Genomic DNA, 12,246 nt, shown 5'->3' on the forward strand with positions numbered 1-12,246 from the left:
TTAGCAGTGACCGGCAGGCTTTGCCTGTCGGTCACACTTCACTTCTGCAATCCTCTCTGAGTTGCTATTATCATTTCCCCTACTCCTGATGATAGCTACAGTGATGACCCCTAATTCTACATATATCTTTCGCGAAATTACCGAGGCGGATATCCCGGCCGTGCAGTCGTTTATTATCCGCCATTTGAATCTTTACTTTAGTGCCAATAAGCCACTTCCCCATCCACATGAAGATGTATTTGGCATCAATCACCAGTATATTCAGCAGCAAAGAAATTTGTTACTCGGCGTCTGGAATACGCAACAGCAACTTATCGCCACGCTGGCTGTATGTCAGTACGATGACAGAATACTCCCATTAAAAGGACGTTATATGTTGTCCGAAACGGCTGAAATCTGTCGTTGTTATGTCGAACTGGATTACCGTAGACAAGGTATTGGCAGCCAATTAGTCGCTCTGGCAGAGCATTTTTGCCGCCATCAGCAATATAAAGTGTGCTATCTCCACACTCATCACTTTTTACCTGGAGGTTATCAGTTCTGGTTGCGTCATCATTTCAGCGTTTTTTTTGATGAAGGTGGTGAACAGCAAATCGTGCATATGGAAAAACAATCGTAATAATGTGACAGAGAGCTAATAATTAAATTATTTAGCAGTCCTTATTATTTATTCTTCGATTATTTCACGGAGCAAGTATTAGTTGATCGACATCAAATAATTCTCGTTTAGTTTTTTTATATTCGTTATCAATGTTAAATCGAAGTTAACACAAAAAATATATCTAATTGTATTTTAAGGGTTTAATCGTAAAAAGGTAAGCATACCTACTGATTCAAGCGGTTGACGTGATAATTGGATACCGCTACAGTCCATCGCGACAGTATTTCAAAACATTTTTATTATTTTGAAACGGAATATGGTGCGGATGATTTCAATCTTATGCCATAGCTGCCCCCGCAACTGTAAGCGGATGCTGAATATCCCTGTGTAGTGATGATTCACTACAGGTCACTGTAAAGTATTTTTTATGGGAAGGCCGATATTCTGATTACCGCGAGCCAGGAGACCTGCTGTCATGGTTTTATACATTGAGTGGACGGGATGGTCCATGGGGTGATTTATTTGACGAATGAAAAAATTTGATTCCTGATCAAACCGGCAACAATATGTTTTATTTTCATATTATCTTGTCTGAATTTCATGATTAGATGTCATCTATCGTCATGTGCCTGTCCCGCGAAATAAACAATGACCAGACGCTAAGATTCTGGCATCAACGGGACAATGATAATGTATTCTGACATTACCTCTTCTTATTGCAAATATTCACTTCTGGCGCTGACTGGCGCGGCACTTTTCCTGACCAGTAATATCGCTACAGCGGCAAAGACACAATATCCGTTGACCATCAAAAATTGTGGTCGGGATATTACCTTCAATAAAGCCCCGCAGCGTGTAACCACCGTGGGACAGAACAGCACTGAAATCCTCTATTCTTTGGGTCTGATCGATCGCGTGGTTGGCACCTCGCTGTGGTTTGGTCCGCTACCGGAACAGTTCCAGGCAGCAAACAGCAACATTGCAGTCATCGCGCAAAACATCCCCAGCTTTGAAGGCATTATCGCCAAAAAACCGGACCTGGTTGCCAGCCAGTTTGAATGGCAGATTGGCCCGGCGGGTACGGTTGCCTCTTACGAACAATTTGGCGAACTCAATGTTCCGGTTTATACCGCCCCTGCCGACTGCGCAAAAGATAACGAAGACGGCGGCGATGGCGTGCGTAAAGGCATGTTTGATATCGCCATGGTTTACCAGGAAGTTGCCGATCTGGCGAAAATCTTCGATGTTCAGGACAAAGGCGATGAACTGATAGCCAGCCTCAAGGCCCGCGAGGCCGCTGCAAAAACGAAAATCACCGGTATGGACAATAACGTCTCTGCCGTCTTCTGGTTCTCCAGCGCCGACCTGCAGCTTGATCCCTATGTCGCGGGTAAATTTGGCCCCGCCGCGTGGATAGCACAAACCCTCGGGGTAAAAAATGTCATTGATTCCGCCGAGGAGTGGCCGACGGTCGGCTGGGAAACTATTGCTAAAGCCAGTCCGTCGGTCATCGTTCTTGGCGAAATGGGCCGTCGTCGTTTCCCGGCGGATGACTGGAAAGTCAAAATGGAATACCTCAAATCTGACCCGGTCACTCGACTGATCCCGGCGGTTAAAGAAAACCACCTGCCGGTGATAGATGTGCAAACCATGAATGCTGGTATCAGAACCATTGACGGGCTGGAAAAACTCGCCGATGCACTGGTGCAGTACGGTCTGGCACATCCTCAGACCACTCACTAATCCTCGTCATGCGTGATGCCGTGTGCCGGCATCACGCACTTTCGCACTCAGGAAAGCCATAAAGAATGAGCGAATTACGCAGGACGCGTCGGGCGATAAGTCAGTTTACCCAACGGACGCTGCTGCACAGCCTGTGGGTCAGCATGGTGATGTGCGGGGTGCTGCTGGCCGGGATTTCCATCGGTGAAACGTTTATCCCGTGGCGGCATGTCACCCACACGCTGGCAAACCACCTGTTTGGCAGCCAATATGCGGTGGACGCACTCGATGCCGGGATCATCTGGAATTATCGCCTGACCCGCGCGCTGGTCTCCGCCAGCTGTGGCGCCTGTCTGGCGGTTTCCGGCGTGGTGCTGCAATCCTTGCTGCGTAATGCGCTGGCCGAGCCTTATCTGCTGGGGATCTCTGCCGGGGCGTCGACGGGGGCGGTGCTGATCGCACTGACCGGGCTGGGTGCGGGAATTATTAGCATGTCACTCGGTGCGTTTATCGGCGCGCTGACGGCATTTCTGTTCGTCGCGCTGTTAGCTGTGGCAGCCAGAGGAAAGCACGGCTCTGCCACCACGCAAATCATTCTTGCCGGGATTGCCAGCTCGCAGCTGTTTAATGCCATCACCTCGCTCATCATTACCCGCTCGGCCAATGCCGAGCAGGCGCGGGGCATTATGTTCTGGCTGCTCGGCAATCTGAGCGGCGTGCGCTGGCCCGATGTGGTATTGGCAATCCCAACCGCGCTGGTCGGTATCATCGTCTGCTTTTGTTACGCCCGTCATCTGGACGCATTTTCGTTTGGCGCTGAATCGGCAGCCTCGCTGGGCATTCCGGTTAAACGCACGCGCAGCGTACTGATTACCGCGGTGACGGGGATGACTGCCATTATGGTGTCGATTGTCGGGGCCATTGGCTTTGTCGGTCTGGTGATCCCTCATGCCGCGCGGTTACTGGTGGGCAATCAGCATCACCGCTTATTGCCTGTCAGCGCCCTTATTGGTGCCATCTTTCTAATTGTCGCGGACGTCATTTCGCGCACCTTGCTGCCGGGGCAAGTGTTGCCCATTGGCGTTATCACCGCGCTGGTTGGCGCTCCCGCATTTTCGATTATTTTGATCCGAGGGAACCCGAGCAAATGACGGCTAACCCACACTTTACTGCGCCGCTACGTGCGGCAAATACGGTTAACCATATGGTCTGCGCCCAGCACCTGCACTGGGAGGTGAAGGGCAAGTCCATCGTCAATGATGTCTCTTTTCAGGTCGCACCCGGAGAGTTTGTTGGTATTATCGGCCCCAACGGCTCAGGGAAAACGTCACTGATTTCCCTGCTGGCCGGTTTGCTCAAACCCTCCGCCGGCAGCGTTTCTCTGAACAGCAAAGACATTCGCCGCTACTCGCGCCGCCATCTGGCACAAAAGGTCGCATTGGTTGAGCAACAGGCAGAAACCAGCGAGCGTCTGACCGCTATCCAGGCCGTTTCCCTCGGCCGCACGCCGTGGTTAAGCCTGCTATCACCGTGGTCACAAACCGACGACGATATCGTGCAGACGATGCTGGAGAAAGTCTCCCTGCAAAACCTCCAGCATCGCTGCTGGCATACCTTCTCTGGCGGCGAACGCCAACGCCTGCACATTGCCCGGGCGCTGGCGCAACAGCCGCAGGTTTTGCTGATGGATGAACCGACGAATCATCTCGACATCCAACATCAGATTGGCCTGCTCAATCTGGTCAAGCGCGAAAAACTGACCGTCATTGCCGCCCTGCACGACCTGAACCATGCCGCGATGTTTTGCGATCGCATCATGGTGATGACCGCCGGACGATTGGCTATGCAGGGCCGCCCTGCGACTATCTTCACCCGTGAAAATCTTAACAGCTGGTTTGGCATCGATGCGATTGTCGAACACGCTCCCAATGAAGCAACCTGCTTCATCCGCTACCAACGACCGGCGTAAATACGACAAGGAACCGCTATGAAACGCATTAAGCAAAGTCTGCTCATTCTGTGCCTGTTCGCTTTCACCTCGACAGCTTTTGCACAAACCTACGAAGTCCTGATGAAAAACCGCGGTACCGGAGGGCCGATGGTCTACGAACCGGATTATCTGGCGATCCAGCCGGGCGATAGCGTGAAGTTTGTTCGCAAGCACAAAAGCCACAATGCGGCCTCAATTGCCGAACTCTCCCCCGCCGATTACCCCGGTTTTATCGGCAAAATCGATGAGGAGATTGAAATCAAATACGACACTGCCGGTTTCTACGGCATCAAATGCTCACCGCACTATGCGCAAGGCATGATCATGTTGATCAAAGTCGGCGACGCCGTTTTGCCCGACAGCTACCGCGCGTTTAAAGCCCCTGGCCTTGCCGATAAACGTTTTCAGGACATTTATACCCGTCTTGAGAAACAGTAACGGCACAACGATAAGAGGATAACGGCGGTGAATAAAAAAACGGACAGCGAGGCAATCCACACCCAGCGGCGCGACTGCTTGTGCAAGCTGACAAAATTTGTCGGTGCCGCGGGGGTTACCGCAGCCGTCTGGCCGCTGATCTCGGCGCTGGGACCAGATGATAAAACCGTGGCAGAGAATGAGCCTGTCGATGTTTCCCTTGCGGGAGTGGCGGCTGGACAGACGGTGAAACGTATCTGGCAGGGAAAATTGATCCTGATTCGCCACCGTACACCAGACGAGATCGCGGCGGCGCAGCAGGCTGATGCCCGACGGCTGATCGATCCGCAGACGGATAGCGAGCGGGTGAGCACGGCACATCCGCAGTGGCTGATCGTCCAGGGTTACTGCCCGCACGCCGGATGCGTGCCTAACGCCAACCCCAGCGGACAGGGCTGGATTTGTCCATGTCACGGGTCAGAATTTGACTCGTCGGGGCGCGTGACGCGAGGTCCGGCCACGGCGAATCTGCCGATCCCCGACTATACCCTGGCTGCCGATGGACTGAGCGTACGCCTCGGCGCAAAAGAGGCCTGATATGAACGTAACGTCCCCTACCACGCCCCTGCGCCACGTTCAATTTCGCCTTCCGTTCCCCCGCTCGATGACCGGCATTTGGATCTTTGCCGTCGGCATCATCTTACTGGTCATGCTGGGCGTGCAAATTCTCTCCGGCATCGTACTGGCGATGTTTTATGTGCCCACGGCAGGATCCGCGTTTGATTCCATTGTTCATATTATGCGCGCGGTCAGACACGGCGAGCTGGTGCGTAACCTGCACGCCATTGGCGCCTCGCTTTTCTTCTTCGCCTGCTACCTGCATATTTTTCGCGCGATGTATTACAACGTTTACCGCAAACCGTATCTGAAGATGTGGACCATCAGCGTGACGCTGTATGTATTATTGATGATCACCGCATTTCTCGGCTATAGCCTGATTTGGGGGCAAAAAAGCTATTGGGCCGCCACGGTCATCACCAGCTTCGCCCGCGCAATACCGTTAGTCGGCGATACGCTGTATACCTTTTTGGTCGGTGGATATGCCCCCGGCACGCCGACGTTGGGCCGTTTTTATGTGCTGCACTTTATTATTCCCTTCGCCATTGTCGCGATGACGATATGGCATGTGCGTACCGTCCAGTCGGCTTTCGCCCATGCGATGAAAAAAACGTTTACCACCCGCGAATCGCAACGTTTACTGTTCGATTTTCGCGTCACCGAGCGCGATGCCCTCAAACTGACGCTGTTCTTAATGCTGTTTGCCTGGTTCTTATTCTTTGCGCCGCACTATTTCAGCAGTGCCGATAACTTCATCCCCGCCGACCCGACGGTCACGCCAGCCATCGTCGCGCCCGAGTGGTATTTTCTGCCCTTCTTTTCCATTCTGCGCTGTTTTCCCAGTGAGCTGGCGGGCATTGTCGCCATGTGCGCCTCGGTATTGATCTTCTACTTCTTACCCTGGTTGGATACCTCCCGCGCGCGGTTTCGCCACTTAAGCAAGCTCGTTAAAGTCGGTTTTTGGATTTGGGTCGGCAATGCGTTCTTTTTAGGCTGGCTGGGGTCTAAAGCGCTAGTCGGGCCAGATCTGGTGGACGGGTTCAGTAATGAAGAGGGCTGGATCCGCGCCGCTTCTCAGCTTTCAACGCTTATCTACTTCGCATGGTTTTTGATTGTGATGCCGTGCCGACGCTTACTGGAAAAACAGGACTGACATGATGGGACGATGGCTAACCTTTGCAGCCCTGAGTCTGGGTTTACTCTTTAGTAACACGCTTTACGCGCAGCTTCCGCCCCCGCAGCCGTGGGCATTTAGCGGTGTGAACGGCAAACACGACCCCGCACAGTTGCGGCGGGGCTTACAGGTTTACGAAGAAAAATGCCGGGCCTGCCACGCAATGAAATACCTCACCTTTAAAGAACTCACCCAACCCGGCGGGCCGCACCTCACGCAGGCTGAAGCCAAAACACTGGCCAGCGGTTATGTATTTACGACGGTTGAGGACGATGGGCAACCGGGAGAACGGGACGGAAACCTGAACGATGTCTTCGCCTCCCCTTATCTGAACGAGCAGGAAGCCAAATACCTCAACAATGGCGCGCAGCCGGTGGATCTGAGTTATATCGTGCGGGCGCGAAGCTACGATCGCGGATTTCCGCAGTTTATCCTCGATGCATTTGTTCCCTATACCGACAACGGTGCTGATTATATCTATGCGCTGCTGACTGGCTATCTCACTGACGATCCTGAGCTTAAGGCTAACCGCTATTTCCCCGGTGGGATTATCAATATGCCTAAACCACTGGCAGACGGTGACATTACCTGGACTGGGCAAGCCCATATCCCACAAACAGAGGAACAGTATGCGCGTGACGTCACCGCATTTCTGGCATGGGTTGCCGATCCGCAGCTGGCAGCAAGAAAACATCAGGGAATGTACGTGATGGGATATCTGGCGGTTGTTTTAGCGCTATTAGCGTTACTGCTGCTCATCCAGTCTCGCGCGCGCAGAAAAAAACGAACTGATGACCAGTCAGCGTAAGCTGGCTGGTCCGCAGAAAATGTCACCGCTTAGCTATGGCGTTGGCTATTATTACGACGACAGCGTTTATCGTAATGGCGCACCCACCAGTAGCGGTCGCTGATTTGCTCGTGACCGCCGACGCGTGCACCCGCCAGCCAGAGTACGCCGCCAACAAAAATACTGAGCACGGCACCGTGTGCGAAAAATTGTGGCAAGTTAAATTGCGGCAACTGATTTAAGATTGAATAGCCAACACCGACAACCATCACCACCAACCCTAAAGCCATGAGCACGTTACCGAGTAAAGAAGCGTTTTTGCGTTTCATGTGTCACCTCCGGAACTTTGGGTTGCTACAGGGAATACCCCTAATCCTTATGTGTAAAGTATAGACAACACTCCTGTTCGCATGTGCGCCAGCGATCACAATTACAAACACTCATGCAACAAAACTTTACAATTAACCTACTGAACTGTCTCATTTTCCAATAGTCCAGCGGAGCAATTATTCAGTTTTTGCCAGACTGCACGCAGTTTTTTGTCAAGCGCGCCGACAGACAGTAAACTACACGCCGGTTATGGACACACTCAGGACAAAATACGTGACGATTAAATTGATTGTCGGTCTGGCAAACCCCGGCGCAGAATATGCGGCTACGCGACACAATGCAGGCGCATGGTACGTCGATTTACTGGCAGAGAGATTACGCGCCCCCCTGCGCGATGAGCCGAAATTCTTCGGTTACACCTCAAGAGTGATGCTCGAAGGTGAAGATGTCCGTCTGCTGGTGCCAACCACATTTATGAATCTGAGCGGCAAAGCAGTCGGCGCGATGGCCAGCTTTTACCGGATTAACCCCGATGAAATTTTGGTCGCCCACGACGAATTAGATCTGCCTCCGGGCGTCGCAAAATTTAAGCTCGGCGGCGGGCACGGCGGGCATAACGGCCTGAAAGACATCATCAGCAAATTAGGCAATAACCCGAACTTTCATCGCTTACGCGTTGGAATTGGTCATCCCGGCGATAAAAACAAAGTTGTCGGCTTTGTTTTAGGCAAACCGCCTGTTTCTGAACAGAAGTTAATTGATGAAGCCATCGACGAAGCGGCGCGTTGTACCGAGGTTTTGTTTAAAGATGGCCTGACTAAAGCAACCAGCCGGTTACATACCTTTAAAGCGCAATAAGCAGCGATGTGCGGCATTTTTCCCGCGTGCTGTGTATAATAGGCCGAGTTATTTACTTTTCTACAATCTGTTTTCTATAACAGGTTGAATATCAAAAGATTAAGGTGATTTAAACATGGGATTCAAATGCGGTATCGTCGGTTTGCCAAACGTAGGCAAATCCACCCTGTTCAACGCGCTCACCAAAGCGGGTATTGAAGCGGCTAACTTCCCGTTCTGTACTATCGAGCCGAACACTGGCGTTGTACCGATGCCCGATCCGCGTCTGGACCAGCTGGCTGAGATCGTCAAGCCACAGCGTATTCTTCCGACCACCATGGAATTCGTCGACATTGCCGGCTTGGTAAAAGGCGCGTCCAAAGGTGAAGGTCTGGGTAACCAGTTCCTGACCAACATCCGCGAAACTGAAGCGATCGGCCACGTGGTGCGCTGCTTTGAAAACGACAACATCATCCACGTTAATAACAAAGTGGATCCGGCTGACGATATCGACGTCATCAACACCGAGCTGGCGCTGTCTGACCTCGATACCTGCGAGCGTGCTATTCACCGTGTACAAAAGAAAGCCAAAGGCGGCGACAAAGACGCCAAAGCTGAACTGGCCGCGCTGGAAAAATGCCTGCCGCAACTGGAAAACGCCGGTATGCTGCGTTCCCTGACCAACCTGACTGACGAAGACAAAGCCGCCATCAAATACCTGAGCTTCCTGACTCTGAAGCCGACTATGTATATCGCCAACGTCAACGAAGACGGTTTCGAAAACAACCCGTACCTCGATAAAGTGCGTGAAATCGCCGCGGCCGAAGGTTCCGTTGTAGTTGCCGTATGCGCTGCGGTTGAATCCGATATCGCCGAACTCGACGATGCCGATCGTGAAGAATTCATGGCTGAGCTGGGAATTGAAGAACCAGGTCTGAACCGCGTGATCCGCGCCGGTTACGAACTGCTGAACCTGCAGACCTATTTCACCGCAGGCGTAAAAGAAGTCCGTGCATGGACCATCCCTGTCGGTGCTACCGCGCCGCAGGCTGCTGGTAAAATTCACACCGATTTCGAGAAAGGCTTTATCCGCGCACAAACCATCGCGTTTGAAGACTTCATCACCTACAAGGGTGAACAAGGCGCGAAGGAAGCCGGCAAGATGCGCGCAGAAGGTAAAGATTACATCGTTAAAGATGGCGATGTAATGAACTTCCTGTTTAACGTCTAAATAATTTTTGTTATTTCATGAGGTTTCAAAAAATCTCATGAAAACTACAAAAACCCTTAAAATCCACGCAATTGCGTGGATTTTTTATTTCACAGAGTTTCAACTCATCTCGTAACAACGTAGTCAAAAATGCGTACATGGATGAGTACAACATTCTTCCATCTTCATTTTAAGTGAGTACCATAACGGTATAATTAATAAACAAGGCCCCGTTATGCTCACGGATACTCAATGTCGCACTGCCAAGCCGAAAAAAATCTTTATCGGCTCAGTGATTTCAATGGTCTCTATCTCGAGGTGAAATCTAACGGCAAAGAAGCATGGCGCTATCGGTTTAAACTCAACGATAAAACCTGCATGTTTGCGTTGGGCGAGTATCCAGTGGACACAGGCAGTATGCGCATCGGGTTGCTCTCCGCTGTTGCGGCAAGGCACCAAGCCATAAATTAAGACCGTTGTTATGCGCTGATATGCATAACAACGGGCGCTATATACCTCAACGTTTTATCCGAACCGATGAATTAATATCCCGTCATATCATCCTCTCTGGGGGAGTGGGACAATGCTCCCCCTTTAATACATTCCAGTATGGTGGTCATTGTACTTAAGTCATTATCAAAGCCACCGTGAGAGGTTGATTTTGTCTCTTTGCTTTGTGAAAAGTAGAATATCAGATTATTTCCTTTCGGCATTCCAGATTTATAAATTTCCATTCCAGCCAATGGTATATTTTTTCTTTCCTCAAAAGCCCGAGACACCAGATACAGCAGGGAGTGGCGGTATTTTGGCCATGGCACAGCTGACAAGCCAACAATATCCTTATACTCCAGGTCATCCTGCATCATGTACAGATAAATTTTATCGTTTAGCTTTACGTTCCCTTTATCTTTGAGTAGAGGCTGGTAATGCTCATTGAAAAAATCCACAGTGCAGGCTGGTGCCATCAAATGAATACTCTCAATACTGAGTGTGTTAAGCGCAAAGCGACCAAAGGCGGAAAGTAACCTGCCCAGAACGATTGACCCAGCACTGTGTCCCACCAAATGAATTTTGATTTTTTTCGCGCTAGCCTGATCCAGTTTTTTGAACAACGGCAACAGTCCACGATAGCCGCCATCATAATCTGGATCGCCGCTGAACGCTGCCTGAGCATCTCCTTTCATATTACGCCAGGCACGACTCCCAGCAGCTTTTACCGGCCCAGTTTCGTACATAAAATCATCACTAAAGCCGGTTCCGGCAATATCTGATGCGGCGGAAATTCCTCCGAACACTTCGCCAATAAAATCGGACGCCCACATCAGATGAAAGTTATAAATGCCGTTGTCATCAAAAATCCCCGACCTCTTCCATTTGGCAATGCGTTTGGCCTCATCCTCCTCGGAATTAAGCCCACCGTGAGCATAAATAACCAAATGTTTAAATCCCTTGCCCTTATTGCTAGTAGATGCGAGCAATCTTTTTGCTGTCTCTTCTATTTCAAGGCCAACCGGAGAGAAGTATTTCCCCGTATTTTTTAGTTTCCCATCATCAATATTGATAAAATGTCCAAGAATTTCATCCCGGGTCGGGGAAGATAAACCAACAAGGCCAGAGGGAGCATTAGTAAACATTCTGGGAACCGCATCAAAGGCGGAGGGTGCATTCACTCCGAGCTGCAAAACCCATGCATCCATCACCGTGTCAGCCCAGTCTTTGTAATCCCAGTGGGCTGTGCCCTTATTTCCCCATTTATCACCCCATGTGTTGAGGATCTGGAAACCTGTTTTATCATAACCAATAATAATGAACGCATGGCCACCAGAAGGCTCACCGCCTGGTATGATGATGCCGTTTTTGACATCGTGCCAGTTGTTATGAATTTGCGCGGAGATATAAATAGCACCAATATCATTAAGGGCTGCATGATAGTGGCTGAGTTCCGGTAACAGTCGATAATAAGCACCTAATCTAACTTCGCGTGCTTCTTTTGCCAATTTATAAGTTAACGTCCATAATTTCTTATTAACCTGCGTGCTACTTTCCTTACAAACGCCATTACGATAAAAGCCTTTAAGCCCCCCACGTAGACTGGAACCTTCATGAGGGGAGTCTGCCCACTCATCATTAACCTTGGCCATTTCATAAAGCATCCGTGCACTAACCCGATTATTTTTCAGGTCATTGCCGGTGGACATCAGGATATCGATGTAATGTCCCAGCGCGAAGCCAACACAGCTGTTATTTTCACCTTGGTCACGAATGGGGAAGGATAGGGTTTGTTTTATTTCCGGACTTAATACCCGCAGATTGGGTTGGTAGAGAGTGTCTCTGATGTCGGGTTGATCGGGAAGGATATCCAATATTCTTGGATTTTTGCTTCCCGGTTTAAGCTGCGTGAGGTAGTTCCTGCCGCCGATAGAAACCGTGTTGATATTGGGGTGTGAGCTAATTTTCTTTGTAGGCATAGCGGGCTCCAGAGGAATTTCTGTATTCAATAAGTATTCCGAATAATAGATCTCCTAAAGGGAACTCAACCCGGATTGTGCGCGCCAAAAAG

General features: G+C 50.5%; 12 protein-coding genes, 1 pseudogene and 1 riboswitch. Of the genes and pseudogenes, 11 read left to right on the forward strand and 2 right to left on the reverse strand.

Annotated features, from left to right (window positions below; translation table 11 throughout):
* The first annotated feature begins 103 nt into the window (after positions 1-103).
* The 8 genes from E4Z61_RS06800 (at position 104) to E4Z61_RS06835 (ending at position 7,330) form a co-directional block, all read left to right on the forward strand.
* Positions 104-619, forward strand: coding sequence for a GNAT family N-acetyltransferase (locus E4Z61_RS06800; protein ID WP_135322104.1), 516 nt, complete (start codon positions 104-106; stop codon positions 617-619).
* 243 nt (positions 620-862) lie between these two features.
* A riboswitch (cobalamin riboswitch) is annotated at positions 863-1,090 on the forward strand.
* 201 nt (positions 1,091-1,291) lie between these two features.
* Positions 1,292-2,344, forward strand: a complete 1,053-nt coding sequence (locus tag E4Z61_RS06805; protein ID WP_135322105.1) for an ABC transporter substrate-binding protein — start codon at positions 1,292-1,294, stop codon at positions 2,342-2,344.
* A gap of 65 nt (positions 2,345-2,409) precedes the next feature.
* Positions 2,410-3,474 (forward strand): FecCD family ABC transporter permease, encoded by a 1,065-nt coding sequence (locus E4Z61_RS06810; protein ID WP_135322106.1) that lies wholly within the window; start codon positions 2,410-2,412, stop codon positions 3,472-3,474.
* 53 nt (positions 3,475-3,527) lie between these two features.
* Positions 3,528-4,292: an ABC transporter ATP-binding protein gene (locus E4Z61_RS06815; protein ID WP_135324896.1), complete on the forward strand. Its 765-nt coding sequence runs from the start codon at positions 3,528-3,530 to the stop codon at positions 4,290-4,292.
* Positions 4,293-4,310: 18 nt separating this feature from the next.
* The gene (locus E4Z61_RS06820; protein WP_135322107.1) at positions 4,311-4,751 is read left to right on the forward strand and encodes a pseudoazurin; all 441 of its coding nucleotides are present in this window, start codon (positions 4,311-4,313) and stop codon (positions 4,749-4,751) included.
* Positions 4,752-4,778: 27 nt separating this feature from the next.
* Positions 4,779-5,327: a ubiquinol-cytochrome c reductase iron-sulfur subunit gene (gene petA, locus E4Z61_RS06825; RefSeq protein WP_135322108.1), complete on the forward strand. Its 549-nt coding sequence runs from the start codon at positions 4,779-4,781 to the stop codon at positions 5,325-5,327.
* A 1-nt stretch (position 5,328) separates the two neighbouring features.
* Positions 5,329-6,501, forward strand: a complete 1,173-nt coding sequence (locus E4Z61_RS06830) for a cytochrome b (protein WP_135322109.1) — start codon at positions 5,329-5,331, stop codon at positions 6,499-6,501.
* Between the two features lie 4 nt (positions 6,502-6,505).
* Positions 6,506-7,330, forward strand: a complete 825-nt coding sequence (locus E4Z61_RS06835; protein ID WP_135324897.1) for a cytochrome c1 — start codon at positions 6,506-6,508, stop codon at positions 7,328-7,330.
* Positions 7,331-7,359: 29 nt separating this feature from the next.
* On the opposite strand, the gene ychH is transcribed toward E4Z61_RS06835, so the two are convergent.
* Positions 7,360-7,638, reverse strand: coding sequence for a stress-induced protein YchH (ychH, locus tag E4Z61_RS06840; protein WP_045443721.1), 279 nt, complete (start codon positions 7,636-7,638; stop codon positions 7,360-7,362).
* Between the two features lie 274 nt (positions 7,639-7,912).
* On the opposite strand from ychH, the gene pth reads away from it, so the two are divergent.
* The 3 genes and pseudogenes from pth to E4Z61_RS06855 form a co-directional block, all read left to right on the forward strand.
* Positions 7,913-8,497: an aminoacyl-tRNA hydrolase gene (pth, locus tag E4Z61_RS06845; RefSeq protein ID WP_135322110.1), complete on the forward strand. Its 585-nt coding sequence runs from the start codon at positions 7,913-7,915 to the stop codon at positions 8,495-8,497.
* A gap of 115 nt (positions 8,498-8,612) precedes the next feature.
* Positions 8,613-9,707: a redox-regulated ATPase YchF gene (gene ychF, locus E4Z61_RS06850; RefSeq protein WP_135322111.1), complete on the forward strand. Its 1,095-nt coding sequence runs from the start codon at positions 8,613-8,615 to the stop codon at positions 9,705-9,707.
* A 214-nt stretch (positions 9,708-9,921) separates the two neighbouring features.
* A pseudogene (locus E4Z61_RS06855) lies at positions 9,922-10,088 on the forward strand (Arm DNA-binding domain-containing protein); the annotation flags it as partial.
* A gap of 140 nt (positions 10,089-10,228) precedes the next feature.
* Here the strand turns inward: E4Z61_RS06855 and E4Z61_RS06860 are convergent.
* Positions 10,229-12,154, reverse strand: coding sequence for a C1 family peptidase (locus tag E4Z61_RS06860; RefSeq protein WP_135322112.1), 1,926 nt, complete (start codon positions 12,152-12,154; stop codon positions 10,229-10,231).
* Between the last annotated feature and the right edge of the window lie 92 nt (positions 12,155-12,246).

Origin of the sequence: Citrobacter tructae (genome assembly GCF_004684345.1) — a bacterium.
Classification (GTDB): domain Bacteria; phylum Pseudomonadota; class Gammaproteobacteria; order Enterobacterales; family Enterobacteriaceae; genus Citrobacter; species Citrobacter tructae.

Coding starts and splice junctions, on each gene's coding strand:
- E4Z61_RS06805 (WP_135322105.1), top strand. CDS start 1,292: ATGTATTCTGACATTACCTCTTCTTATTGCAAATATTCACTTCTGGCG.
- E4Z61_RS06820 (WP_135322107.1), top strand. CDS start 4,311: ATGAAACGCATTAAGCAAAGTCTGCTCATTCTGTGCCTGTTCGCTTTC.
- ychF (WP_135322111.1), top strand. CDS start 8,613: ATGGGATTCAAATGCGGTATCGTCGGTTTGCCAAACGTAGGCAAATCC.
- E4Z61_RS06860 (WP_135322112.1), bottom strand. CDS start 12,154: ATGCCTACAAAGAAAATTAGCTCACACCCCAATATCAACACGGTTTCT.
- E4Z61_RS06810 (WP_135322106.1), top strand. CDS start 2,410: ATGAGCGAATTACGCAGGACGCGTCGGGCGATAAGTCAGTTTACCCAA.
- ychH (WP_045443721.1), bottom strand. CDS start 7,638: ATGAAACGCAAAAACGCTTCTTTACTCGGTAACGTGCTCATGGCTTTA.
- E4Z61_RS06835 (WP_135324897.1), top strand. CDS start 6,506: ATGGGACGATGGCTAACCTTTGCAGCCCTGAGTCTGGGTTTACTCTTT.
- E4Z61_RS06800 (WP_135322104.1), top strand. CDS start 104: ATGACCCCTAATTCTACATATATCTTTCGCGAAATTACCGAGGCGGAT.
- E4Z61_RS06830 (WP_135322109.1), top strand. CDS start 5,329: ATGAACGTAACGTCCCCTACCACGCCCCTGCGCCACGTTCAATTTCGC.
- E4Z61_RS06815 (WP_135324896.1), top strand. CDS start 3,528: ATGGTCTGCGCCCAGCACCTGCACTGGGAGGTGAAGGGCAAGTCCATC.